The organism is Pseudomonas sp. N-137 (assembly GCF_034555295.1).
GTDB lineage: Bacteria > Pseudomonadota > Gammaproteobacteria > Pseudomonadales > Pseudomonadaceae > Aquipseudomonas > Aquipseudomonas rhizophila.
Window position 1 is genome coordinate 321006 of sequence record NZ_JAXUDQ010000010.1, and the last position, 24590, is coordinate 345595.

The window sequence follows — 24590 nt, forward strand, 5'->3', positions numbered from 1 at the left end:
GCAAAAAGCCCCGCCTTCGAAAGAAGCGCGGGGCTTTTTTCAGGCCCTCAAATTACACACTCCCCTGTAGGAGCCGAGCTTGCTCGCGATGGCGGCAGGTCAGCTTGCATCCATGTTGAATACCAGACTGCAATCGCGAGCAAGCTCGGCTCCCACAGGATTTGCGGTGGTCACACAAAATCGGCAGGTACAAAAAAGCCCCGACTCAAAGAGAGCCGGGGCTTTTTATTGAACGCTACAACGGCTTAACCGTTGAACACGTCATCCACGCTCTTGAGCGGGTAGTTCTTCGGATACGGCAGGGTAGCCACGCCGGTCTCGATCGCGGCCTTGGCCACGGCGTCGGAGATCAGGGTGATCAGGCGGGCATCCATTGGCTTGGGAATGATGTACTCACGACCAAATTCCAGCTTGATGCCGCCGTAGGCATCGCACACTTCCTGAGGCACTGGCAGCTTGGCCAGTTCGCGCAGGGCGTTGGCGGCCGCGACTTTCATTTCTTCGTTGATGCGCTTGGCGCGAACGTCCAGGGCACCACGGAAAATGAACGGGAAGCCCAGTACGTTGTTGACCTGGTTCGGGTAGTCCGAACGGCCGGTGGCCATGATCACGTCGCTGCGGGTAGCGTGAGCCAGTTCCGGGGAGATTTCCGGATCCGGGTTCGAGCAGGCGAACACGATCGGGTTCGGCGCCATGCGCAGCAGGTTTTCCGGGCTCAGCAGGTTCGGACCCGACAGGCCAACGAATACGTCGGCACCGTCCAGCGCGTCGGCCAGGGAGCGCTTGTCAGTGGCGTGGGCAAACACGGCCTTGTACTGGTTCAGGTCGTCACGGCCGGAATGGATCACGCCGGTACGGTCAACCATGAAGATGTTTTCGATCTTGGCGCCCATGCTCACCAGCAACTTCATGCAGGAGATGGCCGCAGCGCCGGCACCCAGGCAGACGATCTTGGCTTGTGGCAGGGTTTTGCCAGCGATTTCCAGGGCATTGATCATACCGGCCGCGGTCACGATCGCGGTGCCGTGCTGGTCATCGTGGAACACTGGAATGTCGCACTGCTCGATCAGGGCACGTTCGATCTCAAAGCACTCAGGCGCCTTGATGTCTTCCAGGTTGATGCCACCGAAGGTAATGGAGATACGCTTGACGGTGTCGATGAAGGCTTGCGGGCTTTCGGAGTCGACTTCGATGTCGAACACGTCAATACCGGCGAAACGCTTGAACAAAACGCCCTTGCCTTCCATGACCGGCTTGGAGGCCAATGGGCCGAGGTTACCCAGGCCGAGAATCGCGGTGCCGTCGGAAATGACTGCCACCAGGTTGCCCTTGCCGGTGTATTTGTAGGCCAGCTCAGGGTCGCGAGCGATTTCGCGTACTGGTTCGGCTACGCCGGGGCTGTAGGCCAGCGACAGATCGCGGGCAGTAGCGGTGGCCTTGGTGAGCTCGACACTCAGCTTCCCTGGACGAGGATTAGCGTGATATTCGAGAGCGGCAGTTTTCAGATCAGACATGTGGGCATTCCGCTTTTTACTGTGTTGGACAGACGGACCGCCGAGGATACGCGCCTCGCAAAGTCCCTACAAGACTGACCAGTCACCCCTGTCAAGCGCGCCCCCCTACGACTTTGGGCCAAGAGCCGCAGAACACAAGGCCTACATGCATACAATCCGAAGCATAAATGTCTACAATTTTTTATCGAGACGCGCGACTCAACATCCCTGAATCGGTCAACGGCAGTAACCAGCGCGCCTGCCCCGGCTCAAGCCCGCCGCGACGCGAACGGTCGACCACCCAGCCACGCGCTTCGATCCGCTTGCCTTTGAGTCGCTCGAGCGACGCCATATCGAAGTGACTCACCAGATTGGGGGCAACGCGCAATACAACCGGCCCCTCCAACTGGAGCCAAATACCGCCGCGATTGCGCGAGACGTCGATCACGCGGCCAGTGAGCACGGCAAAGCCTGGTGCCTTGATATTGTGCGCCTCAAGCACAGGCGAACGCTTCCACACCCCGACGCCCGCTTCCCGCGCCTGGCGTTCGGCAGCGCGCTGACAATGCGCCAGATCGACATTCGGCGCGACCACCACGTGAAATCCCAAGCCCTCGGCGAGCAACTGCGCTTCCAGATTCTGACCGTCGGCGCTGTAGACATGGGCCAGCGTGCGACCGTAGCGATCCTTGTCTTCCTTGCCGGGCAGCAACCCCACGCGCCCCGCACTGGCGCCCACCAATGACTCAAGGCGCCGGCGTGCAGCGACGGCGAACGGCTCATCGGAACGCCCTCGACGCCCCAGTTCAGGACTGTTGAGACCGATCATGCGCACGCTGCGGCCATCAGCCAGGCGCAGGGTATCGCCGTCCACCACCTTCTGGACCGTCACATGGGCCAGGCCAGGTGGCGCCGGGCAGAAGGCCTGCGCGCTGCTCAGCCAAATCGCGGACACAAAAAAGGCGCCCGCAAGGGACGCCTTCTTCATCAGTCTGGAGCAGCCGAAACGACCATCCAAAATGATTAGCCTCAGGCTTTTTTGGTAGCGCCAAAAGCACCGAAACGATCGGCGAACTTCTGAACGCGGCCGCCGGTATCCAGAGTCTTTTGCTTACCGGTGTAGAACGGGTGGCATTCGTTGCAAACGTCGATCGACAGGGCTTTGCCGTAGGTCGAACGAGTTTCGAACTTATTGCCGCAGCTGCAGGTCACGGCAATTTCTGGGTATTCCGGATGGATATCGGTTTTCATGGGGTTTTCCTCAGGCTAGCGTGCCGCCACCCAACACTATTGTTGAATACCGCACGTAATTAGGCCGCGGATTCTACCAGACAACATCAATCACGCAAGCTATGACTTGTACCAACCGTCTGCTAGGCTCCCCGCCTCATGCGCAAGCTCTTCTGTGGGAGCGAGCCTGTTCGCGATGGCGGTGGATCAGCCGCATGGGTATTGATTGACACTCCGCCATCGCGAGCAGGCTCGCTCCCACAAGGGTTGTGCCAAGCCTTCTGAATTTGTCTGTATATCGAGACCCTCCCGCGTGCCCGACGCCATCCTGCGCCTCGCCCTGCCTTCGCCTCTGCGCCGCCTGTTCGACTACCGGGCCCCGGCCGGAGTCCTGCGTGAGCAGTTGCATCCGGGCATGCGCCTGCGGGTGCCGTTCGGCCGACGGGAGATGATCGGGATTCTGGTCGAGGTCGCCGACCACAGCGAAGTCCCGGCCGACAAACTGAAGCCGGCCCTGGCCTTGCTCGATGCGACGCCGCCGCTGCCCGCCTCGCTGTTCAAGCTGTGCCTGTGGACCTCCCAGTACTATCAACACAGCCTCGGCGACACCCTGAGCTGGGCGCTGCCGGTATTGTTGCGCCAGGGCGAACCGGCCGAGGCACGCCAGGAGCGGTTCTGGTCGGTAACACCGGGCGCCTCGCTGGACGACCCGCGCATCGCCCGCGCCCCGCGTCAGCGTGAGGCCCTGGCGACCCTGGCCCAGCATCCCCACGGCGTGGCCCATCAGCTATTGAGCAAACTGATGCTCAGCAAGGACAGCCTCGACCTGCTGCTGGCCAAAGACCTGGTCCAGGTAGACATCCGCCGGCACGCTCCGGGTGTTCGCCATGAGCATTGGCTGGCCCAGCCGGAACTGCCGCTCAATGCCGAACAGCGGGCCGCCTGCGAGGCGATTCGCGCCGGTTTCGACAGCTATCACGCCTTCTTGCTGGCCGGCGTCACCGGCAGCGGCAAGACCGAGGTCTATCTGCAACTGATCCGCCAGACCCTGGAAGCCGGCAAGCAGGCCCTGGTGCTGATTCCGGAAATCAACCTTGGGCCACAGACCCTGGCGCGCTTCGAACAACGGTTCAACGCGCGGATCGCCCTGGTGCATTCGGCGGTCAACGACCGAGAACGCCTGGAAGCCTGGCTCGCCGCCCGGGACGGTGAGGCCGACATCATCATCGGCACCCGCTCGGCCCTGTTCACACCGATGAAAAACCCCGGCCTGATCATCATCGACGAAGAACATGACGGCTCTTATAAGCAGCAGGAAGGCCTGCGCTACCACGCCCGCGATCTGGCACTGGTGCGGGCGCGCCAGGAAAACATTCCCATTGTTCTCGGTTCAGCCACGCCGTCCCTGGAAAGCCTGCACAACGCCTACACCGGACGTTACGGGCTCCTGCGCCTGAACGAACGGGCCGGCGGCGCCAAGCAGCCACGGTTTCTGCGCCTGGATGTAAAAAGTCGTCCGCTGGACAGCGGCATTTCCGGGCCGATGCAACAAGCCATCGGCCAGACCCTGGCCGCCGGGCAACAGGTCTTGGTGTTCCTCAACCGCCGGGGTTTCGCCCCGACCCTGCTGTGCCATGACTGCGGCTGGATGTCGGGCTGCGAACGCTGCGACGCACGCATGACCGTGCACCAACGCCACGGCGAGCTGCGCTGCCATCATTGCGGCCACGCCGAACGAGTGCCGAGGCACTGCCCGCAGTGCGGCAAAGTGGACCTGCGCCCGGTGGGGGCCGGCACCGAACGCGCCGAAGAACGGCTGGGCATCCTGTTTCCCGATTACCCGGTACTGCGGGTCGATCGCGACAGCACTTCGCGCAAGGACGCCATGAATCAGTTGTTCGCTACCATTCAGAAAGGCCAGCCGTGCATCCTGGTGGGCACGCAGATGCTCGCCAAGGGGCATCACTTTCCTCGGGTCACGCTGGTGTCGATCCTTGATGCCGACGGCGGACTGTTCTCCGGCGACTTCCGTGCCAGCGAGCGCATGGCGCAGTTGATCGTTCAGGTCGCAGGCCGGGCCGGACGGGCCGAGGAGCCGGGCAAGGTAATTATCCAGACCCACCTGGCCGACCATCCGCTGCTGATACAACTGACCGAACAAGGCTACTTCGCCTTCGCCGAGCAGGCCTTGAGCGAGCGTCGCGGCGCCGGCCTGCCGCCGTTTGCTCACCTGGCGTTGTTGCGGGCCGAAGCCCATAAACCCGGGCAGGCCGAAGCGTTCCTTGACGAAGCCTGCAGCGAGGCCGAACGCCTGCTGGGGCAACAGAACCTCACCGGCATCGAACTATTGGGCCCGGTACCGGCTCCGATGGAACGACGGGCCGGGCGTTACAGGGCTCAACTTCTACTACAGGCCAATGCCCGGGCCCCTTTGCATCGGCTATTAAGTACCTGGCTGCTGGCGCTGGAGCAGATGCCCAGCGGGCGGGCGGTGCGCTGGTCGCTGGATGTGGATCCGGTGGATTTGTATTGACCCAGGCATCCTCATCGCGAGCAGGCTCGCTCCCACATTGGAATGCAATTTCCTGTGGGAGCGAGCCTGCTCGCGATGAGGCCCGAATAGCCACCACACATCCCCACCCGACCCGCTACAGTTGGCAAGTTTGCCTTCGCCACGGATAATGCCCAGTTTTTCCACCAGCGCATCGAAGCGCCGCCGCGCCTGCGGTTGAAAGAGAAGACCATGAAAGACACCATTCGCCAGCTCATCCAGCAAGCCATCGCCCAACTCGTCGCTGAAGGTGTGCTGCCAGAAGGCCTGTCGCCGGCGATTCAGGTCGAAAACACCCGTGACAAGACCCACGGCGATTTCGCCAGCAACATCGCGATGATGCTCGCCAAACCGGCCGGCATGAAACCGCGGGACCTGGCCGAAAAGATCATCGCCGCGCTGCCGGCTGACGAAAACGTCAGCAAGGCTGACATTGCCGGCCCAGGCTTCATCAATTTCTTCCAGAACACCCAGGCCCTGGCCTCACGCCTGGACGCGGCCCTGGCCGACGAACGCATCGGCGTGCGCAAGGCCGGTCCGCTGCAACGCACCGTGGTCGACCTTTCGGCCCCCAACCTCGCCAAGGAAATGCATGTCGGCCATCTGCGCTCGACCATCATTGGTGACGGCGTGGCCCGAGTACTGGAGTTTCTCGGCGACACGGTGATCCGCCAGAACCACGTCGGCGACTGGGGCACCCAGTTCGGCATGCTGATGGCCTACCTGCAGGAAAACCCGATCACCAGCGATGAGCTGTCGGACCTGGAGAACTTCTACCGCGCCGCCAAGCAACGCTTCGACGAGTCGCCCGAATTTGCTGACCGCGCCCGTGGCCTGGTGGTCAAGCTGCAGGCCGGCGATGCCGAGTGCCTGGCGCTCTGGAGCAAGTTCAAGGACATCTCCCTGTCCCACTGCCAGAAAATCTACGAGCTGCTGAACGTCAAATTGACCATGGCCGACGTGATGGGCGAAAGCGCCTACAACGATGACCTGATCAACGTGGTCAACGACCTCAAGGCCAAGGGCATGCTGGTGGAAAGCAACGGCGCCCAGTGCGTATTCCTCGAGCAGTTCAAGACCGCTGACGGTGAGCCGCTGCCGGTGATCATCGTCAAGGCTGACGGCGGCTACCTCTACGCCACCACCGACCTGGCGGCCGTGCGCTACCGCAACAACGTGCTCAAGGCCGATCGAGTGCTGTATTTCGTCGACCAGCGCCAGGCCCTGCACTTCCAGCAAGTGTTCGAAGTCGCACGCCAGGCCGGTTTCGTGACCCGTCCGATGGAGATGGAACACATGGGCTTCGGCACCATGAACGGCGCCGACGGCCGTCCGTTCAAGACCCGCGACGGTGGCACGGTCAAGCTCATCGACCTGCTGAGCGAAGCCCAGGATCGCGCCTACACCCTGGTCAAGGGCAAGAACCCGGACCTGGCCGAAGACGAACTGCGCCAGATCGCCAAGGTCGTGGGCATCGACGCGGTGAAATACGCCGACCTGTCCAAGCACCGCACCAGCGACTACAGCTTCAACTTCGACTTGATGCTCAATTTCGAGGGCAACACCGCGCCGTACCTGCTGTACGCCTACACCCGCGTGGCCGGTGTGTTCCGCAAGCTCGGCAAGAACTTCGATGAGGTCGACGGCCGGATTGTGCTTCAAGCCCCTCACGAACAGGAGCTGGCAGCCAGACTGGCGCAGTTCGGCGAAGTGCTGAACAACGTCGCAGACAAAGGCACCCCACACACCCTGTGCGCGTACCTGTACGATGTGGCCGGTCTGTTCTCCAGCTTCTACGAGAACTGCCCGATCCTCAACGCCGAAACGCCAGAGCAAATGCAGAGTCGCCTGCGCCTCGCCGCACTGACCGGGCGCACCCTCAAGCAAGGCCTGGAACTGCTGGGCCTGGAAACGCTGGAGCGCATGTAAGTTGGCCGCCAAGAAAAAACCTGCACCCAAACGCGGCGCCAGTCGTTACCAGCCCCCAGCCAAACAGCCGATTCCCGGCTGGTTGTGGATGGCTATCGGCCTGACCGTCGGCGCTTTCATTGTGTTTCTGATGAAGCTGGAGCCGGGCCAGGGCGATGACGTCAAGCGCGTGCGCCAAGAGCAACAGAAAGCCACGCGCATCGCCGAGGCCAACAAGACCCCGCCGAGCCCGACGCAACCGGTCAAGCCCAAGTACGACTTCTACACCCTGCTGCCGGAATCGGAAGTCATCGTGCCGCCCGATGCCGTGCCGGAGAAAACCCTGCCGACGCCACAGGTGCCCACCACGCCGGTAACTCCGGCCGAAGCGGCGAAGATCGACACCGCTCGCGCTCAGGCAGCCCTGGCCGGCATCACGCCGCCGCCGGCTCCGCCCGTGCAGAAAGCCGCTCCGGTGACGAAGTTCTTCCTGCAGGCCGGCTCGTTCCGCAAGGAAGCCGACGCCGACAAGGTACGCGCGCAGATCATTCTGCTGGGCCAGTCCGTGGCGGTGGAGTCCGGCACGGTGAAGGAAGAAACCTGGTATCGGGTGCTGGTCGGTCCGTTCAGCAACCGCGAAGAACTGACAAAAGCCCAAAAACAATTGGCCGGCAGCGGTTTCAGCAACCTGTTGTTACAACAGCGCCAGAGCCGCTGAAGCAGGTGAACGCAGCCCTGTGGCGAGGGGATTTATCCCCGCTGGGCTGCGCAGCAGCCCCTAAAGGCTTGATGCGATAGACCTGCCATACCGCGTCGCAGATCTTAGGGGCGCTGCGCGCCCCAGCGGGGATAAATCCCCTCGCCACAGGGGCCGTGATCAGCCCTCAAAGCAAAACAAGCCACTCGTCCCCTCTCCCACTCCACAGTTGAAAAAACCCACGCCACCCCCATATGAGTTCCATCCGGGCATTTTCGCCCCGCTGCGTGGAGACTCTTCCCTTGACCACCATCGTTTCAGTCCGCCGTCATGGCAAAGTCGTCATGGGCGGCGACGGCCAGGTTTCACTAGGCAACACCGTGATGAAAGGCAATGCGAAGAAAGTCCGCCGCCTGTACCACGGCCAGGTCATCGCCGGCTTCGCCGGGGCCACCGCCGATGCTTTCACCCTGTTTGAGCGTTTCGAAGGCCAGCTTGAGAAACATCAGGGCCATCTGGTGCGTGCCGCCGTGGAACTGGCCAAGGAATGGCGTACCGACCGCTCCCTGAGCCGCCTCGAAGCCATGCTCGCGGTCGCCAACAAGGACGCCTCGCTGATCATTACCGGTAACGGTGACGTCGTTGAACCCGAGGATGGCCTGATCGCCATGGGTTCCGGCGGCGCCTACGCCCAGGCCGCAGCCAGCGCCCTGTTGAAAAAGACCGATCTGTCGGCCCGCGAAATCGTCGAGACTGCCTTGGGCATCGCCGGCGACATCTGCGTCTTCACCAACCACACCCAGACCATTGAGGAGCAGGATCTCGCGGAATAAGCCTGGCCCTGTGCCACGGCTCATTCCTGCTTGAGGACCGCCAAATACTATGTCCATGACTCCCCGCGAAATCGTCCACGAACTCAACCGCCACATCATCGGCCAGGACGATGCCAAGCGCGCCGTCGCCATCGCCTTGCGTAACCGCTGGCGTCGGATGCAGCTGCCTGAAGAGCTGCGCGTCGAAGTGACCCCCAAGAACATCCTGATGATCGGCCCGACCGGTGTCGGTAAAACCGAAATCGCCCGTCGCCTGGCCAAACTGGCCAACGCGCCGTTCATCAAGGTCGAAGCCACCAAGTTCACCGAAGTCGGTTATGTCGGTCGCGACGTCGAATCGATCATCCGCGACCTGGCCGATGCCGCCATCAAGTTGCTGCGCGAACAGGAAATCACCAAGGTTCGTCACCGTGCCGAAGATGCTGCCGAAGAGCGCATCCTCGACGCGCTGCTGCCGCCAGCGCGCATGGGCTTCAACGCCGAATCCGCTGCGACCCAGGATTCCAACACTCGCCAGCTGTTCCGCAAGCGCCTGCGCGAAGGCCAGCTCGACGACAAGGAAATCGAGATCGAAGTGGCCGAAATGGCCGGCGTCGACATCTCCGCGCCGCCCGGCATGGAGGAAATGACCAATCAATTGCAAAGCCTGTTCGCCAACATGGGCAAGGGCAAGCGCAAGAACCGCAAGCTCAAGGTCAAGGAAGCGCTGAAACTGGTTCGCGATGAAGAAGCCAGTCGCCTGGTCAACGAAGAAGAGTTGAAGGCCAAGGCCCTGGAGGCCGTCGAGCAGCACGGCATTGTGTTCATCGACGAAATCGACAAGGTCGCCAAGCGCGGCAATGTCGGCGGCGCCGACGTGTCCCGCGAAGGCGTGCAACGCGACCTGCTGCCGCTGATCGAAGGCTGCACGGTCAACACCAAGCTGGGCATGGTCAAGACCGACCACATCCTGTTCATCGCCTCCGGTGCGTTCCACCTGAGCAAGCCCAGCGACCTGGTGCCCGAGCTGCAAGGTCGCCTGCCGATCCGCGTCGAGCTCAAGGCCCTGACGCCGGAAGACTTCGAACGCATCCTGAGCGAACCCCACGCGTCCCTGACCGAACAGTATTGCGCCCTGCTCAAGACCGAAGGCCTGAACATCGAGTTCGCGCCGGAAGGCATCAAGCGCCTGGCGCAGATCGCCTGGCAGGTCAACGAGAAGACCGAGAACATCGGTGCCCGGCGCCTGCACACCCTGCTCGAACGCCTGCTCGAGGAAGTCTCGTTCAGTGCCGGCGACCTGGCCAGCGCCCATAACGAAGCGCCGATCCTCATCGATGCCGAGTACGTCAACAGCCACCTGGGTGAACTGGCAGAGAACGAAGACCTGTCGCGGTATATCCTGTAAGTCACCGACAGGTTTCCTCGGACCTGTGGGAGCGAGCTTGCTCGCGATGGCGGCGTATCATTCAACCAATGCGTTGACTGTCAAACCGCATCGCGAGCAAGCTCGCTCCCACATGGACCTTTGTCGTTTTTGCAGATCAAGGCTCCCTTCAGAAACGGATCAGAGGCCATGACCAAACTTCCCAGCGCCATCAACCTGCACAAAGCCTCCAAGACCCTGACGCTCAAATACGCGCCGGACGAGGAGTATCACCTGCCCGCCGAATTCCTGCGGGTGCACTCGCCTTCCGCCGAGGTTCAGGGCCACGGCAAACCGATCCTGCAATACGGAAAAATCGGCGTCGGCCTGACCAAGGTCGAACCGGCCGGCCAGTACGCACTGAAATTGACCTTCGACGACGGTCACGACAGCGGACTGTTCACCTGGGACTACCTGTACCAGTTGGCGGTACGCCAGGAGGACCTGTGGAACGATTATCTTGCCGAACTCAAGACGGCCGGAAAAACCCGCGACCCAAACGAGTCGGTCGTCAAGCTGATGCTCTAACTCAAGGGCTGGCGCTTTAGGGCGAATTTTCTAGACTCATCTGCTTGAATGCCCCCGCGGCAACGTCAATGACTGGCCTGCTTGCGAAAAAAATTAAACTCGGGTAACCAATGGAGCTGGCAAGTTCCCTGCAAAGGAATCGGCGAATTCCTTGCACATGTTTCCTCATTGCCTCGATGCGGAATTAACGGTCACCCGAGCAGCGTACCTGGCATTGGCTATGGGCTTTCTGGCATGGCCCAGGTACTCGTCTGAAGGACAATGGAGCGTCGTAGATGAGCAACAAGAACAACGATGACCTGAAGTACCAAGCCTCGGAAAATACCCTGGGGTTGAATCCTGTCGTCGGCTTGCGCAGAAAAGATCTGCTGGCCTCTGCCCGAATGGTGCTGACCCAGGCCATCAAACAACCGCTGCACAGCGTCAAGCACGTCGCCCATTTCGGCGTCGAACTCAAGAACGTCCTGTTCGGCAGATCCGAGCTGCAACCTGCGGGCGATGACCGTCGCTTCAACGACCCGGCCTGGAGCCAGAACCCGCTCTACAAACGCTATCTGCAAACCTACCTGGCGTGGCGCAAGGAGCTGCACGCCTGGATCGACGAGAGCAACCTTTCGCCCCAGGACATCAGCCGCGGGCACTTCGTGATCAACCTGATGACCGAGGCCATGGCCCCGACCAATTCGGCAGCCAACCCGGCGGCGGTCAAACGCTTTTTCGAAACCGGCGGCAAGAGCCTGCTGGACGGCCTTTCGCACCTGGCCAAGGACCTGGTGCACAACGGCGGGATGCCGAGCCAGGTCGACATGGGCGCATTCGAAGTCGGCAAGAGCCTGGGCGTGACGGAAGGCGCCGTGGTGTTTCGCAACGACGTGCTGGAGTTGATCCAGTACCGCCCCATCACCGAACAGGTCCACGAGCGCCCACTGCTGGTGGTGCCGCCGCAGATCAACAAGTTCTACGTCTTCGACCTGAGCCCGGACAAGAGCCTGGCGCGCTTCTGCCTGCGCAGCAATGTGCAGACGTTCATTGTCAGCTGGCGCAACCCCACCAAGGAGCAGCGCGAGTGGGGCCTGTCGACCTACATCGAGGCACTCAAGGAAGCGGTGGACGTGGTCACGGCCATCACCGGCAGCAAGGATGTGAACATGCTCGGAGCCTGCTCGGGCGGCATCACTTGCACCGCGCTGCTGGGGCATTACGCCGCTCTGGGCGAGAAGAAGGTCAACGCCCTGACCCTGCTGGTGAGCGTGCTCGACACCACCCTGGACACCGACGTGGCGCTGTTCGTCGACGAGCAGACCCTGGAGGCGGCCAAGCGTCACTCCTATCAAGCCGGCGTGCTTGAAGGTCGCGACATGGCCAAGGTCTTCGCCTGGATGCGTCCCAACGATCTGATCTGGAACTACTGGGTCAACAACTATCTGCTGGGCAACGAGCCGCCGGTGTTCGACATTCTGTTCTGGAACAACGACACCACCCGGCTGCCGGCGGCATTCCATGGCGACCTCATCGAGATGTTCAAGAACAACCCGCTGATCCGGCCCAATGCACTGGAAGTGTGCGGCACACCGATCGACCTCAAGCAGGTCACCGCCGACATCTTCTCCCTGGCCGGCACCAACGACCACATCACCCCTTGGAAGTCCTGCTACAAATCCGCGCAGCTGTTTGGCGGCAAGGTGGAATTCGTGCTGTCGAGCAGCGGTCACATCCAAAGCATCCTCAACCCACCGGGTAACCCCAAGTCGCGCTACATGACCAGCGAGGACATGCCGGCCAAGGCCGAGGACTGGCAGGAGAACTCCACCAAGCACACCGATTCCTGGTGGCTGCATTGGCAGGCGTGGCAGGCAGAACGCTCGGGCAAACTGAAAAAGGCACCCACGGTGCTGGGCAACAAGACTTATCCGGCGGGAGAAGCGGCGCCGGGCACGTATGTGCATGAGCGGTAACTGGTGCAACTCGTCTGTTGCAGCCGTGAGGTTACTCACGAAAGCATGTCAACAGCCGACATTAATGCAAGGCCCACGCCGCTGGTGAACGCAAACTTGCGTTAACAGCAGATCCAATGTGGGAGCGAGCCCGCTCGCGATAGCGGTGCGTCAGGCAACAGTGATGTTGAATGCAACGGCCTTATCGCGAGCAGGCTCGCTCCCACAGGGATCGGGGGAAAAATGAAAGACAGCGACCCAACCCACAGGGCTTGAAGCATGCCGCAACCGTACATCTTCCGTACCGTCGATCTGGATGGCCAGACCTTGCGCACCGCGGTACGCCCCGGCAAGCCTCATTTGACGCCCCTGCTGATTTTCAACGGCATCGGCGCCAACCTTGAGCTGGTGTTCCCGTTCATCCAGGCCCTGGACCCGGACCTGGAAGTCATCGCCTTTGACGTTCCCGGCGTCGGCGGCTCGTCGACGCCCAGCCGGCCGTATCGCTTTCCCGGCCTGGCAAAACTCACCGCGCGGATGCTCGATTACCTCGATTACGGACAGGTCAACGTGATCGGCGTGTCCTGGGGCGGCGCCCTGGCCCAGCAATTTGCCCATGACTACCCTGAGCGCTGCAAAAAGCTGGTGCTGGCGGCCACCGCCGCTGGCGCAGTGATGGTGCCGGGCAAACCGAAAGTGCTGTGGATGATGGCCAGCCCCCGGCGCTACGTGCAACCGTCCCACGTTATGCGTATCGCCCCACTGATCTACGGCGGCTCGTTCCGCCGCGACCCCAGCCTGGCGGCCAGTCATGCGGCCAAGGTGCGTTCGGCCGGCAAGCTGGGTTATTACTGGCAACTGTTCGCCGGCCTGGGCTGGACCAGCATCCACTGGCTGCACAAGATCCACCAGCCGACCCTGGTGCTGGCCGGCGACGACGATCCACTGATCCCGTTGATCAACATGCGCATGCTGGCCTGGCGCATCCCCAACGCCCAGTTGCACATCATCGACGACGGCCATCTGTTCCTGATTACCCGGGCCGAGGCTGTGGCGCCGATCATCATGAAGTTTCTGGAGGAAGAACGTCAGCGCGCGGTCATGCACCCGCATCCCGCGCCGCTGGGTGGCGGCTGACACCGCCCAAAAGCGCCTGGCAGGACGCCGGATCGCGCAACTACCCGGAACAGCGACTATGTTGTCTGGTTCGGTGTGTTTGTTTTTAGCCTGATGACGAAGGAGTTGACTCATGCGCGACAAACCGGCGAAGGGTTCCATGCCCGCCCCTGCCAACTTCATCAACGCACAAAGTGCGGTCACCGGCCTGCGGGGCCGGGACCTGCTTTCCACCCTGCGCAGTGTTGCCGTACACGGCTTGCGCAACCCAGTGCACAGCGCCCGGCATGCGTTGAAGTTGGGCAGCCAGTTGGGCCGCGTGCTGCTAGGGGAAACCCTGCACCCCACCAACCCCAACGACAAGCGTTTCGCCGATCCCACCTGGGAGCTCAATCCGTTCTATCGTCGCAGCCTGCAGGCCTACCTGAGCTGGCAGAAACAGATGAAGAGCTGGATCGACGAATGCGACATGAGCCCCGATGACCGTGCCCGGGCTCACTTCGCTTTCGCCCTGCTCAACGATGCCGTATCGCCTTCCAATACCTTGCTCAACCCGCTGGCGGTCAAGGAGCTGTTCAATTCCGGCGGTACCAGCCTGATTCGTGGCATCAGCCACTTGGTGGACGACCTGCTGCACAACGACGGGCTGCCACGACAAGTCACGCCCCATGCCTTCGAAGTCGGCAAGACCCTGGCGACCACACCGGGGGCGGTGGTGTTTCGCAACGAAATGCTCGAGCTGATCCAGTACAAGTCCATGAGCGAAAAGCAATACGCCAAGCCGTTGCTGATCGTGCCGCCGCAGATCAACAAGTTCTACATCTTCGACCTGAGCCCTTCCAACAGCTTCGTCCAGTACGCCCTGAAAAACGGTTTGCAGGTGTTCATCATCAGTTGGCGCAACCCCGATGTACGTCACCGCGAATGGGGCCTGTCCAGCTATGTCGAGGCGACGGAAGAAGCCATGAATGTCTGCCGGGCGATCACCGGCGCCCGTGAGGTCAACCTGATGGGCGCCTGCGCCGGCGGCATGACCATCGCCGCCCTGCAAGGCCATCTGCAAGCCAAGCGCCAACTGCGCCGGGTCGCCAGCGCCACTTACCTGGTGAGCCTGCTGGACAGCCAGATGGAGAGCCCGGCCACGCTATTCACTGACGAGCAGACCCTGGAAGCCGCCAAGCGCCGCTCCTACCAGAAAGGCATCCTCGATGGCCGCGACATGGCCCGGGTGTTTGCCTGGATGCGCCCCAATGACCTGATCTGGACTTATTTCATCAACAACTACCTCCTGGGCAAGGAGCCGCCGGCGTTCGACATCCTCTACTGGAACAACGACTGCACCCGACTGCCGGCGGCCTACCATGGCGACCTGCTGGACTTCTTCAAGCACAACCCCCTGACCCACCCCGGCGGCCTGGAAGTGTGCGGTACGCCGATCGACCTGCACAAAGTGACAGTGGACAGCTTCAGCGTGGCGGGCATCAATGACCACATCACGCCATGGGACGCGGTCTATCGCTCAACGCTGTTGCTCGGTGGCGAGCGACGCTTCGTGCTGTCCAACAGCGGTCACGTCCAAAGCATTCTCAACCCGCCGGGCAACCCCAAGGCCAACTACGTCGAAAACCCGAAACTGAGCAGCGACCCGCGGGCCTGGTATTACGACGCCAAGCACATCGAGGGCAGTTGGTGGACCCAGTGGCTGGGTTGGGTCCAGGAACGCTCCGGCGCCCAACGCGAAACACAGATGACCCTGGGCAACGCGAACTACCCGCCCCTGGAAGCGGCGCCGGGAACCTATGTGCGCGTGCGCTAAGGGCTCACTCCACGGCCAGACACTGGGCCGTGGCACGATTTCCATCACTAAGAAGACCGGATGAAAACCCGCGACCGCATTCTTGAATGCGCCCTGCAGTTGTTCAATGAGAAGGGCGAACCGAACGTTTCCACCATGGAAGTCGCCAACGAAATAGGCATCAGCCCAGGCAATCTCTATTACCACTTTCATGGCAAGGAGCCCCTGATCCTCGGGTTGTTCGAGCGCTTCCAGGGCGAACTGGCACCGCTGCTGGACCCACCGGCAGATGTACAACTGGCGCCGGAAGATTATTGGCTGTTCCTGCACCTGATCGTCGAACGGCTGGCTCAATACCGGTTTCTGTTCCAGGACCTGTCGAACCTGGCCGGACGCCTGCCAAAACTGGCCAAGGGCATCCGCCAGTTGCTCAACGCCCTGAAACGCACCCTGGCCTCGCTGCTGGCGCAACTCAAGGCCCAGGGGATGCTGGTCAGCGATACCCAGGCATTGGGGCAACTGGTGGAACAGATCACCATGACCTTACTGTTCTCGCTGGACTATCAGCGAATCCTCGACCGCGAGGGTGAAGTTCGACTGGTGGTCTATCAGGTCATGATGCTGGTAGCGCCGCATCTGCCGCCGGCGGCAAAGGTTGCGACCGAGCAACTGGCGTTGCGGTACCTGGAAGAGCACGACTAACGACCAGCAGAGGAAGATCCCTTGTGGGAGCGAGCCTGCTCGCGATGGCGGACGCACATCCAACATCAATGTGGCTGACACACCGCTATCGCGAGCAGGCTCGCTCCCACATTGTTTTCTGGGTGATTTCAATATTTGCATCACCACCAGCCCCCTGTGGAAGCAAGCCCGCTTCTGCGGTGCATTCAAATGCATACGCATAAAAAAACCCGACCTTCACAGGCCGGGCGTTTTTGTTTGCCCTGGATATCAGGACTGGGTGGTAGGCGTGGATGGAGCCGGCGCAGCGGTCGGGGTAACCGCCGGAGTCGGAGCCGAAGCGGAGTTCGCGGGGCTCGTCGGGGCGGCCGGTTTGGCGGCAGCAGTCGGCGCCTTCGGTGCGGCAGCTTTTGGCGCGGCCGGTTTTTTCACCGCAGGCTTTTTCGCCGCAGCGGGTTTGGCCGCCGCTTTTGCCGCAGGCTTGGCAGCAGGTTTGGCGGCCGCGGGTTTGGCAGCCGGCTTGGCCGCTGCTTTGGTCGCGGGTTTGGCTGCTACCGGCTTGGCCGCTGCCTTGGCCGCTGCCTTGGCGGCAGGTTTGGCGGCTGCGGTTTTCGCCGCCGGCTTGGCCGCTGCTTTTGCCGCAGGCTTAGCGACGGCTTTCGCCGCGGCCTTGACCAATGGCTTGGCTGCCGTCTTGGTGGCAGGTTTGGCTGCCGCAGTCTTGGCCGCCACTGGCGCGACCTTGGCGCCGGTGAGTTTTTCGATCTGCTTGGTCAGGGTGTCGACCTTGCTGTGCAGCGCCTTGACTTCATTGCGGCTCGGCACGCCCAGCCGAGAGATCGCGCTGTTCAGGCGCTTGTCGAAAGCCCCTTCCAGTTCGTCCCACTTGCCCAGTGCGCGATCCTTCACACCGCCGATTCGCGACTTGGCGGACTCGACGGAGTCCTTGGTGGCATCGACTTGTTTGCCGACCGCCGTCTTGGTGAGTTTTTCGGCCTTCTCGCCGTCCTTAACCAGGGACTCGAAGAGTTTGCTGCCGTCAGTGTCAATCTTCGAGTACACGCCTAAACCAGCAAGCCAGATTTTGCGGGAGTATTTTTCAATCTTCCCGGCCCACGAGCTGCCTTCTTTTTCGGTGATTTTTTTGCCAGCCATCCCGTTCTCCTTAATGTTTACGCGCGACACGTTCAAGCAATGCCGTCAGCTCATCGAGCTTAGCAGAGAGTGTCTCAACGTCATGTTTAGACGGAATGCCGATACGATTCAAGGCACTTGCAACACGGGCGTCGAATACCTTCTCGACTTTATCGAGTTGTACTTCAACCCGGGCCTTGAACGTGTTGACGTCAGTCTTGGCTTCAATCAGTTCGCTGTTGGCCGCTTCGAGTTTTCCGGCAATGTTCTTTTTGCCTTTGGTTTCAACAACTTCACCGGCTTTTACCAACTCCTGGAAGTACTCGCTGCCTTCCTGGCCGACCTTGGTGTAGGCGCCCAGGCCCGCCAGCCAGATCTTGCGCGCGTACGTTTTCACGTCGCTGAGCGTGGAAGATTCAACGTCGGTTTTTTTCTTCAAAATAACTTTGGCCATGGTGCACCTCACTCGATAACAGGTTTGAGGAACTGCCCGTACACGGTCGGGCTCAGGCACAAAGTAGTGACAATAATTAGAAACGGCACCCTAACTACTGCCACAGAATCCGAGGTGATGACTTCCCCTGTGGGAGCGAGCCTGCTCGCGATGGCGATAGACCGGCAACATTGATGTTGAATGACACGCCGCTATCGCGAGCAGGCTCGCTCCCACAGGTGAATGAGTGATGAACTTGAGTCATCTCTTCAATCAAGCCAATGCTTTATCCAACGCCTTTTCAATTTCCGTCTTGATCGTGCCGCTCATGGCCGACATCAACATGCCCAGTTCGACATCGACACGGATCGAGTCCTCGCCCACATGCACCTCGCCTTTGACCCCGGAGCGCTTGAGCTTCAGCGTGTCGCCCGACCACTGCGGCTCCAGGCCATAGCTGTCGGACAGTTTCTGCGCCAACTGGTCGGCTTTCGCGCGGGCCGCTTCCTTGCCCAGGCCATGGGCACGCTCAACTGTTATACGGGCCATCTGATGACTCCTGTTTTATCGGGACTTGCCTGGACGTTTCTGACCCTGGCTGCGTCAAAACGTCCCGGCGGTCGCTCATCTTACCTTCAGGCTTGCCAAGACAAAGCCCTCCACCGGGATTAGAATGTCCCGCATTCTTTTTTGGTGACAGCGATATGACTGATCAGCGCAAAGGCAGCGATGCCGAACCCACCACTCACTTCGGCTTCAAGAACGTGCCGGAAAGCCAAAAGGCGGAAAAAGTCGCTGAGGTTTTCCACTCGGTAGCCGCCAAATATGACTTGATGAACGATCTGCTCTCGGGTGGCATGCACCGTCTGTGGAAGCGTTTCGCGATCGAACTGTCGGGTGTGCGCAGCGGCAATCGGGTGCTGGACATCGCCGGTGGCACGGGCGACCTGACGAAGAAGTTTTCTCACATTGTCGGGCCGACCGGTCAGGTGGTGCTCGCTGACATCAACGAGTCCATGCTCAAGGTCGGTCGTGACCGCCTGCTGGACCTGGGTGTGGCCGGCAATGTCGAGTTCGTCCAGGCCGACGCCGAGAAGCTGCCCTTCCCTGACAACCATTTCGATTGCGTCACCATCGCCTTCGGCCTGCGCAACGTCACCCACAAGGAAGACGCCCTGCGCTCGATGCTACGAGTCCTCAAACCCGGCGGCCGTCTGCTGGTGCTGGAATTCTCCAAGCCGACCAACGCGCTGATGTCCAAGGCCTACGACGCCTACTCGTTCGCCTTCATGCCACTGATGGGCAAGCTGATCACCAACGACTCGGAAAGCTATCGCTACCTGGCCGAATCGATCCGCATGCACCCGGATCAGGAAACCCTGAAGTCGATGATGGTCGAGGCCGGTTTCGACCGCGTGACCTACCACAACATGACCTCGGGCATCGTGGCCCTGCACCGCGGTATCAAGCCCTGATGCTGCTCACCGGCCTGCTCGCCAGCGTCGAACTCGGCGTCAATCGCGTCCTGCGCCTGGACAGTACGGCGCTGGCGCGCTTGGCGCACTTGAGCGGCAAGGTGATTGCGGTGGATTGCCGCAGCCCCGCATTGCGGCTGTTCATCCTGCCCAGCGACGAAGGCCTGATGCTCGCTGCACACTGGGAAGCCGAGGCCCACTGCACCCTGCGTGCCCCGGCATCGAGCCTGGTGAACCTGGCCCTGAGCAAGGACAAGACCGCCGTGCTGCATGGCCCTGAGGTGGAACTGGACGGCGACAGCGGCGTGCTGCTGGAGCTGGCGGCGATTCTCCAGGACCTGGAGCTGGACTGGGAATATGAAGTATCCCGCTGGCTCGGGCCGGTGGCCACTCAGCTACTCAGTGGCCATCTGCGCAGCCGCACTCGCTGGTATCGCCAAGGCTTCGCCAGCCTGGGGCAGAATCTGAGTGAATACCTGGCCGAGGAATCGCGTACTCTCGTAGGCCAACGCGAAGCCGACGCCCGCTTTAATGAACTGGACCAGATCAAACTTGACCTGGAACGTCTCGAGGCGCGTTTCGAGCGCCTTTCCCGCTCCCTTGAAACCAAGCGATAACGCATGAAGCTGCTTGCCGTCCGCCGTTTGTTGCGCATCCAGCGCGTCGTGATCCGCTATCGCCTCGATGACCTGCTGTTCGCCCTGCCGCTGCCCTGGTTTTTGCTGGCGCTGCGCTTCGTGCTGCCGTGGCGCTGGTTTCCCCGGCGAACGCTGGACCTGAGTCGCGGCGCACGCCTGCGCCTGGCCTTGCAGGACCTGGGACCGATCTTCATCAAGTTCGGGCAGATCCTCTCGACTCGTCGCGACCTGTTGCCCGAAGACATCGCCGATGAATTGATGATGCTTCAAGACCGCGTGCCGCCGTTCGATTCAAAGGTGTCGGTGGCCCTGATCGAAGAGCAACTGGGCAAGAAGATCAGCGAAGTGTTCAGCCGTTTCGACGTCGAACCGCTGGCCTCGGCCTCCGTGGCCCAGGTTCACGCTGCGCAGCTCAAGAGCGGCGAAGAAGTGGTGGTGAAGGTTATCCGCCCGGGTCTCAAGCCGATCATTGCCCAGGACCTGGCGTGGCTGTTCATTCTCGCCCGGGCCGCCGAGCGGCTGTCGGCCGATGCGCGCCTGTTGCACCCGGTTGACGTGGTCCTGGATTACGAAAAAACCATTTACGACGAACTCGATCTGCTGCGCGAAGCCGCCAACGCCAGCCAACTGCGGCGTAACTTCGAAGGCTCGCCGCTGCTCTATGTGCCGCAAGTCTATTGGGACTGGTGCCGTCCGAAAGTGTTGGTGATGGAGCGTATCTACGGCATCCAGGTCACCGACCTGGCGACCCTGGCCGACCAGCGCACCGACATGAAACTGCTGGCCGAGCGCGGCGTGGAAATCTTCTTCACCCAGGTGTTCCGCGACAGCTTCTTCCACGCCGACATGCACCCGGGGAATATCTTTGTCAGCACCGTGCAACCGTGGAGCCCGCAATACATTGCCATCGACTGCGGCATCGTCGGCAGCCTGACTCCCGAAGACCAGGACTATCTGGCCCGCAACCTGTTCGCCTTCTTCAAGCGCGACTACCGCCGCGTCGCGCAACTGCACATCGACTCCGGCTGGGTGCCGGCCGAGACCAAACTCAACGAATTCGAAGCGGCGATCCGCACGGTATGCGAACCGATCTTCGAAAAACCGTTAAAAGATATTTCATTCGGCCAGGTGCTGATGCGCCTGTTCCAGACCGCGCGTCGCTTCAATATGGAGGTTCAGCCGCAGTTGGTACTGTTGCAGAAAACCTTGCTGAACATCGAAGGCCTTGGTCGCCAGCTATACCCGGACCTGGACCTGTGGAACACCGCCCAGCCGTTCCTCGAACGCTGGATGCGTGAGCGCGTGAGCCCCAAAACCTTGCTGGGCAACGTGCAGAGCCAGTTCGAGCAGCTCCCGCACCTGGCCAACATGACCCGCGACCTGCTCGAACGCATGTCCCAACCCCACGCCCACGATCCCGCGCCGCCGTGGAAAGAGCGCGGGGACGACTGGTTCATGCGCCTGCTCGGCGCCGCTCACCTGGGTGGCGGTGCAGTACTGGCGAGCGGGGGCCCGTTGAGTCAGCTGGGCCACTGGCCCGCCGGCATCATGGTCATCGTTGGTTTGTATCTGGTCGTTCGTCGATAGCCAGCATCGGTTCACGCTGGCACACTGTTTCAAGGCTGGGCCCGTCGACTTGAGATGCGCGGCCCATTGTCGGAGTCGAAGATGAAAAACTGGCAGGACGAGATCAAATGGGACGCTGACGGCCTGGTGCCGGCCATCGCCCAGGATCACAAGACCGGGCGCGTGCTGATGATGGCCTGGATGAACCGTGAAGCGCTGGCCCTGACCGCCGCTGAGAACCGCGCCATCTATTGGTCACGTTCGCGTGGCAAGCTGTGGCGCAAGGGTGAAGAGTCCGGGCACGTGCAGCACCTGCACGAGATGCGCCTGGACTGCGACGGCGACGTCATCATCCTGATGGTCGAGCAGGTCGGTGAGATCGCCTGCCACACCGGCCGTCAAAGCTGCTTCTATCGCGTCTTCGAGAACGGCGACTGGAAAACCGTCGACCCGGTGCTCAAGGACCCGCACGCCATTTATTCAGGACATACCCATGAGTGACACCCTGACCCGCCTGGCCCAGGTGCTGGAAGAGCGCAAAGGCGCAGCGGCCGACAGTTCCTATGTCGCCAGTCTGTACCACAAGGGTTTGAACAAGATTCTGGAAAAGGTCGGTGAAGAGTCGGTCGAGACCATCATCGCCGCCAAGGACGCCGCCATCAGTGGCGACTGCAGTGACGTGATCTACGAGACCGCCGACCTGTGGTTCCATAGCCTGGTCATGCTTGCCCAACTGGGGCAGCACCCGCAGGCTGTACTGGATGAACTGGACCGTCGTTTCGGTCTGTCCGGGCACGTCGAGAAAGCCTCGCGTCCGTCCGCCTGATCAACTTACGAGAGGAATAGCCACATGGGTATTTTTGACTGGAAACACTGGGTCGTCATTCTGGTGGTCGTGGTACTGGTGTTCGGCACCAAGAAACTCAAGAACCTGGGCACTGACGTTGGCGAGTCGATCAAGGGCTTTCGCAAGGCCATGAACGACGACGAAAAACCGGCCGACCCGGCAGCGACGCCCGCTCAACCAGCGCAGCCGAGCCAACCGGTTCACCCACAGGCCACTCAACCTGTGAATGCCCCGCACACCATCGATGTGCAGGCACAGAAAGTCGAAGAGCCGGCCCGCAAAGACTCGTGAGCACTGACTAATGTTTGGGATCAGCTTCACTGAACTGCTGCTCGTCGGCCTCGTCGCCCTGCTGGTACTGGGCCCCGAGCGGCTGCCGGGCGCTGCGCGCACCGCAGGTCTATGGATCGGGCGGCTCAAGCGCAGCTTCAATGCGATCAAACAGGAAGTTGAACGTGAAATCGGGGCCGACGACATTCGTCGGCAACTGCACAACGAACACATTCTGTCTCTGGAGCAGGAAGCGCGGAAAATCTTCACCCCGACCCAGCAGGAGCCGACACCGGTTCAGCCGGCGGTCGAGCCGACGATTGCCCCCCAGGCGCCGGTGGATGACACGCCGCCTGTAGCAGCCGCGCCCGCGAACCCCGTGGAGCCCGCCCCGACAGTGGCGGCACCAGCCGTTCCTAACGACCCTACTTTGCCGCCGCGAGCCCCATGAGCGATATTCCTGAAAACGACCAGCCGATGCCGCTGGTATCGCACCTCACCGAGTTGCGCACCCGCCTGTTGCGTTGCGTGGCGGCGATTTTCGTCATCTTCGCCGGGCTGTTTGCCTTCACCCAACAGATCTACACCTTCGTTTCCACACCGCTGCGCCAGTACCTGCCGGAAGGCGCGACGATGATCGCCACCGACGTGTCGTCACCGTTCCTGACGCCGCTCAAGCTGACGATGATGGTCTCGTTGTTCCTGGCGATCCCGGTGATCCTGCACCAGATCTGGGGCTTCATCGCGCCAGGCCTGTACAAGCATGAAAAACGCGTTGCCGTGCCGCTGCTGGTGTCCAGCATTCTGCTGTTCTACACCGGCATGGCCTTCGCCTACTTCTTCGTATTCCCGTTGATCTTCAAGTTCTTTGCCGCCGCCACTCCCGCGGGCGTGGAAATGATGACCGACATCACCAGCTACCTGGATTTCGTCATGACGCTGTTCTTCGCCTTCGGCGTGGCGTTCGAAATCCCGGTAGCCGTGGTGCTGTTGGTGTGGATCGGCGTGGTCGACGTTGCGTACCTGAAGAAAATCCGTCCGTACGTGATCATCGGCTGCTTCGTGGTCGGCATGATCCTGACCCCGCCGGACATCTTCTCCCAGACCCTGCTGGCCGTGCCGATGTGGCTGCTGTTCGAGATCGGCATCCTGTTCGGCGGTCTGGTGCGCAAGCGCCGGGAAGAAGTAGACGATCAGCCGGTCGACGACCATAACGACCAGCCGCCAGCGACCCAAGCGTGAACCTGCTGCTGCTTGAAGAGGCCGACTTCATCGGGCCTGACCGCGTCGTGCTGAGCGATCGCCGCTTGACCCACATGCAGCAAGTGCACCGTAGCGCCGTCGGTGACAGCCTGCGGGTCGGGCGTATCGGCGGGTTGATGGGCACGGCCCAGGTGCTGCGCCTGGAAGCCCATGAAGCCGAACTGCAAGTGACACTCGACCAACCTGCGCCGGTCAAGCTGCCACTGACACTGGTGCTGGCCCTGCCTCGACCGAAAATGCTCCGGCGAGTGCTCCAGACCATCGCCAGCATGGGCGTGCCGCGCGTGGTACTGGTCAACAGTTACCGCGTGGAAAAGAGCTTCTGGCAGACCCCGTTCCTGGAGCCCGAGGCCATTCGCGAACAACTGATCCTTGGCCTGGAGCAGGCGCGCGACAGCGTGCTGCCGGAGATCATCATCGAAAAGCGCTTCAAGCCCTTCGTTGAAGACCGCCTGCCGGCCATGGCGAACGGCACCTGCGGTCTGGTCGGCCATCCGGGGAACTACCCCCCCTGCCCTCGCGCGCTGGACGAACCCGTGACCCTGGCCATCGGCCCCGAAGGCGGCTGGATTCCTTACGAAATCGACCTGCTGGCCAAGGCCGGACTGCAACCGGTACAACTGGGCGAACGCATCCTGCGCGTCGAAACCGCCGTTACCGCGCTGCTCGCACGGTTGTTCTGACCCCCTGCCGCTTGCCCGTTTTTTGTGGCGAGCGCCAGGATTCTCAGTTCATTTCTACAGATCCCTCCCGCCCCGCCGATACAGCTCCCATAAAACCAATTCAGTGCAGC

Annotated in this window: 24 protein-coding genes and 1 pseudogene; 19 read left to right on the plus strand and 6 right to left on the minus strand. The window is 61.4% G+C overall.

Features of this window, described 5'->3' with window-relative positions; genetic code table 11:
* Nucleotides 1-245 precede the first annotated feature (245 nt).
* The 3 genes from T3A99_RS10955 to rpmE all read right to left on the minus strand — a co-directional run bounded on the left by T3A99_RS10955 (nt 246) and on the right by rpmE (nt 2744).
* Entirely contained in the window at nt 246-1514 is a 1269-nt protein-coding gene (locus T3A99_RS10955) for a malic enzyme-like NAD(P)-binding protein (protein WP_047225970.1), read from the minus strand.
* Between the two features lie 181 nt (nt 1515-1695).
* Nucleotides 1696-2481: a thermonuclease family protein gene (locus T3A99_RS10960; RefSeq protein WP_322834304.1), complete on the minus strand. Its 786-nt coding sequence runs from the start codon at nt 2479-2481 to the stop codon at nt 1696-1698.
* A gap of 41 nt (nt 2482-2522) precedes the next feature.
* Entirely contained in the window at nt 2523-2744 is a 222-nt protein-coding gene (gene rpmE, locus T3A99_RS10965; protein WP_047225972.1) for a 50S ribosomal protein L31, read from the minus strand.
* Between the two features lie 292 nt (nt 2745-3036).
* Between rpmE and T3A99_RS10970 the strand changes: the two genes are divergently transcribed.
* From T3A99_RS10970 to T3A99_RS11015, 10 genes are all read left to right on the plus strand, one after another.
* Complete coding sequence (locus tag T3A99_RS10970) at nt 3037-5256, plus strand: primosomal protein N' (protein WP_160893802.1); 2220 nt, start codon at nt 3037-3039, stop codon at nt 5254-5256.
* A 210-nt stretch (nt 5257-5466) separates the two neighbouring features.
* Nucleotides 5467-7203 carry an arginine--tRNA ligase gene (gene argS / locus T3A99_RS10975; protein ID WP_322834305.1) on the plus strand — a complete coding sequence of 579 codons (1737 nt, stop codon included), beginning with the start codon at nt 5467-5469 and terminating at the stop codon, nt 7201-7203.
* A 1-nt stretch (nt 7204) separates the two neighbouring features.
* Nucleotides 7205-7900, plus strand: coding sequence for an SPOR domain-containing protein (locus T3A99_RS10980; RefSeq protein WP_047225975.1), 696 nt, complete (start codon nt 7205-7207; stop codon nt 7898-7900).
* A gap of 281 nt (nt 7901-8181) precedes the next feature.
* Nucleotides 8182-8712: an ATP-dependent protease subunit HslV gene (gene hslV / locus T3A99_RS10985; protein ID WP_003186641.1), complete on the plus strand. Its 531-nt coding sequence runs from the start codon at nt 8182-8184 to the stop codon at nt 8710-8712.
* 49 nt (nt 8713-8761) lie between these two features.
* Nucleotides 8762-10099, plus strand: a complete 1338-nt coding sequence (hslU, locus tag T3A99_RS10990) for an ATP-dependent protease ATPase subunit HslU (RefSeq protein ID WP_047225976.1) — start codon at nt 8762-8764, stop codon at nt 10097-10099.
* Between the two features lie 168 nt (nt 10100-10267).
* Entirely contained in the window at nt 10268-10645 is a 378-nt protein-coding gene (locus tag T3A99_RS10995; RefSeq protein ID WP_076383002.1) for a gamma-butyrobetaine hydroxylase-like domain-containing protein, read from the plus strand.
* Nucleotides 10646-10920: 275 nt separating this feature from the next.
* A complete protein-coding gene (phaC, locus tag T3A99_RS11000) occupies nt 10921-12600 on the plus strand; it encodes a class II poly(R)-hydroxyalkanoic acid synthase (protein ID WP_047225978.1) in 1680 nt (559 codons plus the stop codon).
* A gap of 258 nt (nt 12601-12858) precedes the next feature.
* Nucleotides 12859-13716 carry a poly(3-hydroxyalkanoate) depolymerase gene (gene phaZ / locus T3A99_RS11005; RefSeq protein WP_047225979.1) on the plus strand — a complete coding sequence of 286 codons (858 nt, stop codon included), beginning with the start codon at nt 12859-12861 and terminating at the stop codon, nt 13714-13716.
* A 112-nt stretch (nt 13717-13828) separates the two neighbouring features.
* On the plus strand, nt 13829-15511 hold the full coding sequence (phaC, locus tag T3A99_RS11010; protein ID WP_322834306.1) for a class II poly(R)-hydroxyalkanoic acid synthase: 1683 nt from the start codon (nt 13829-13831) through the stop codon (nt 15509-15511).
* A gap of 60 nt (nt 15512-15571) precedes the next feature.
* Nucleotides 15572-16192: a TetR/AcrR family transcriptional regulator gene (locus T3A99_RS11015; RefSeq protein ID WP_047225981.1), complete on the plus strand. Its 621-nt coding sequence runs from the start codon at nt 15572-15574 to the stop codon at nt 16190-16192.
* A gap of 249 nt (nt 16193-16441) precedes the next feature.
* Here T3A99_RS11015 and T3A99_RS11020 read toward each other — a convergent pair whose 3' ends face one another.
* The 3 genes from T3A99_RS11020 to T3A99_RS11030 form a co-directional block, all read right to left on the minus strand.
* The gene (locus T3A99_RS11020; RefSeq protein WP_047225982.1) at nt 16442-17326 is read right to left on the minus strand and encodes a phasin family protein; all 885 of its coding nucleotides are present in this window, start codon (nt 17324-17326) and stop codon (nt 16442-16444) included.
* Nucleotides 17327-17336: 10 nt separating this feature from the next.
* On the minus strand, nt 17337-17759 hold the full coding sequence (locus tag T3A99_RS11025; protein ID WP_076383010.1) for a phasin family protein: 423 nt from the start codon (nt 17757-17759) through the stop codon (nt 17337-17339).
* A gap of 252 nt (nt 17760-18011) precedes the next feature.
* Complete coding sequence (locus tag T3A99_RS11030) at nt 18012-18287, minus strand: polyhydroxyalkanoic acid system family protein (RefSeq protein WP_076383012.1); 276 nt, start codon at nt 18285-18287, stop codon at nt 18012-18014.
* A 155-nt stretch (nt 18288-18442) separates the two neighbouring features.
* Here T3A99_RS11030 and ubiE point away from each other — a divergent pair, with 155 nt between their 5' ends.
* The 9 genes and pseudogenes from ubiE (at nt 18443) to T3A99_RS11075 (ending at nt 24480) form a co-directional block, all read left to right on the plus strand.
* A complete protein-coding gene (gene ubiE, locus T3A99_RS11035; RefSeq protein ID WP_047225985.1) occupies nt 18443-19213 on the plus strand; it encodes a bifunctional demethylmenaquinone methyltransferase/2-methoxy-6-polyprenyl-1,4-benzoquinol methylase UbiE in 771 nt (256 codons plus the stop codon).
* Nucleotides 19213-19837 (plus strand): annotated as a pseudogene (locus T3A99_RS11040) (ubiquinone biosynthesis accessory factor UbiJ). Before ubiE ends, T3A99_RS11040 begins: the two are co-directional and overlap by 1 nt.
* Nucleotides 19834-21438, plus strand: a complete 1605-nt coding sequence (gene ubiB, locus T3A99_RS11045) for a ubiquinone biosynthesis regulatory protein kinase UbiB (RefSeq protein ID WP_047225986.1) — start codon at nt 19834-19836, stop codon at nt 21436-21438. Before T3A99_RS11040 ends, ubiB begins: the two are co-directional and overlap by 4 nt.
* Before the next feature lie 81 nt (nt 21439-21519).
* On the plus strand, nt 21520-21918 hold the full coding sequence (hisI, locus tag T3A99_RS11050) for a phosphoribosyl-AMP cyclohydrolase (protein WP_003196931.1): 399 nt from the start codon (nt 21520-21522) through the stop codon (nt 21916-21918).
* Nucleotides 21911-22243 (plus strand): phosphoribosyl-ATP diphosphatase, encoded by a 333-nt coding sequence (locus T3A99_RS11055; RefSeq protein WP_003186671.1) that lies wholly within the window; start codon nt 21911-21913, stop codon nt 22241-22243. The genes hisI and T3A99_RS11055 overlap by 8 nt, the downstream gene beginning before the upstream one ends.
* A gap of 24 nt (nt 22244-22267) precedes the next feature.
* Nucleotides 22268-22555 carry a twin-arginine translocase TatA/TatE family subunit gene (locus T3A99_RS11060; protein WP_047225988.1) on the plus strand — a complete coding sequence of 96 codons (288 nt, stop codon included), beginning with the start codon at nt 22268-22270 and terminating at the stop codon, nt 22553-22555.
* Between the two features lie 10 nt (nt 22556-22565).
* Nucleotides 22566-22985, plus strand: coding sequence for a Sec-independent protein translocase protein TatB (gene tatB / locus T3A99_RS11065; RefSeq protein ID WP_047225989.1), 420 nt, complete (start codon nt 22566-22568; stop codon nt 22983-22985).
* Nucleotides 22982-23776, plus strand: a complete 795-nt coding sequence (tatC, locus tag T3A99_RS11070; protein ID WP_047225990.1) for a twin-arginine translocase subunit TatC — start codon at nt 22982-22984, stop codon at nt 23774-23776. The genes tatB and tatC overlap by 4 nt, the downstream gene beginning before the upstream one ends.
* On the plus strand, nt 23773-24480 hold the full coding sequence (locus T3A99_RS11075) for a 16S rRNA (uracil(1498)-N(3))-methyltransferase (RefSeq protein ID WP_047225991.1): 708 nt from the start codon (nt 23773-23775) through the stop codon (nt 24478-24480). The genes tatC and T3A99_RS11075 overlap by 4 nt, the downstream gene beginning before the upstream one ends.
* Nucleotides 24481-24590: the final 110 nt, after the last annotated feature.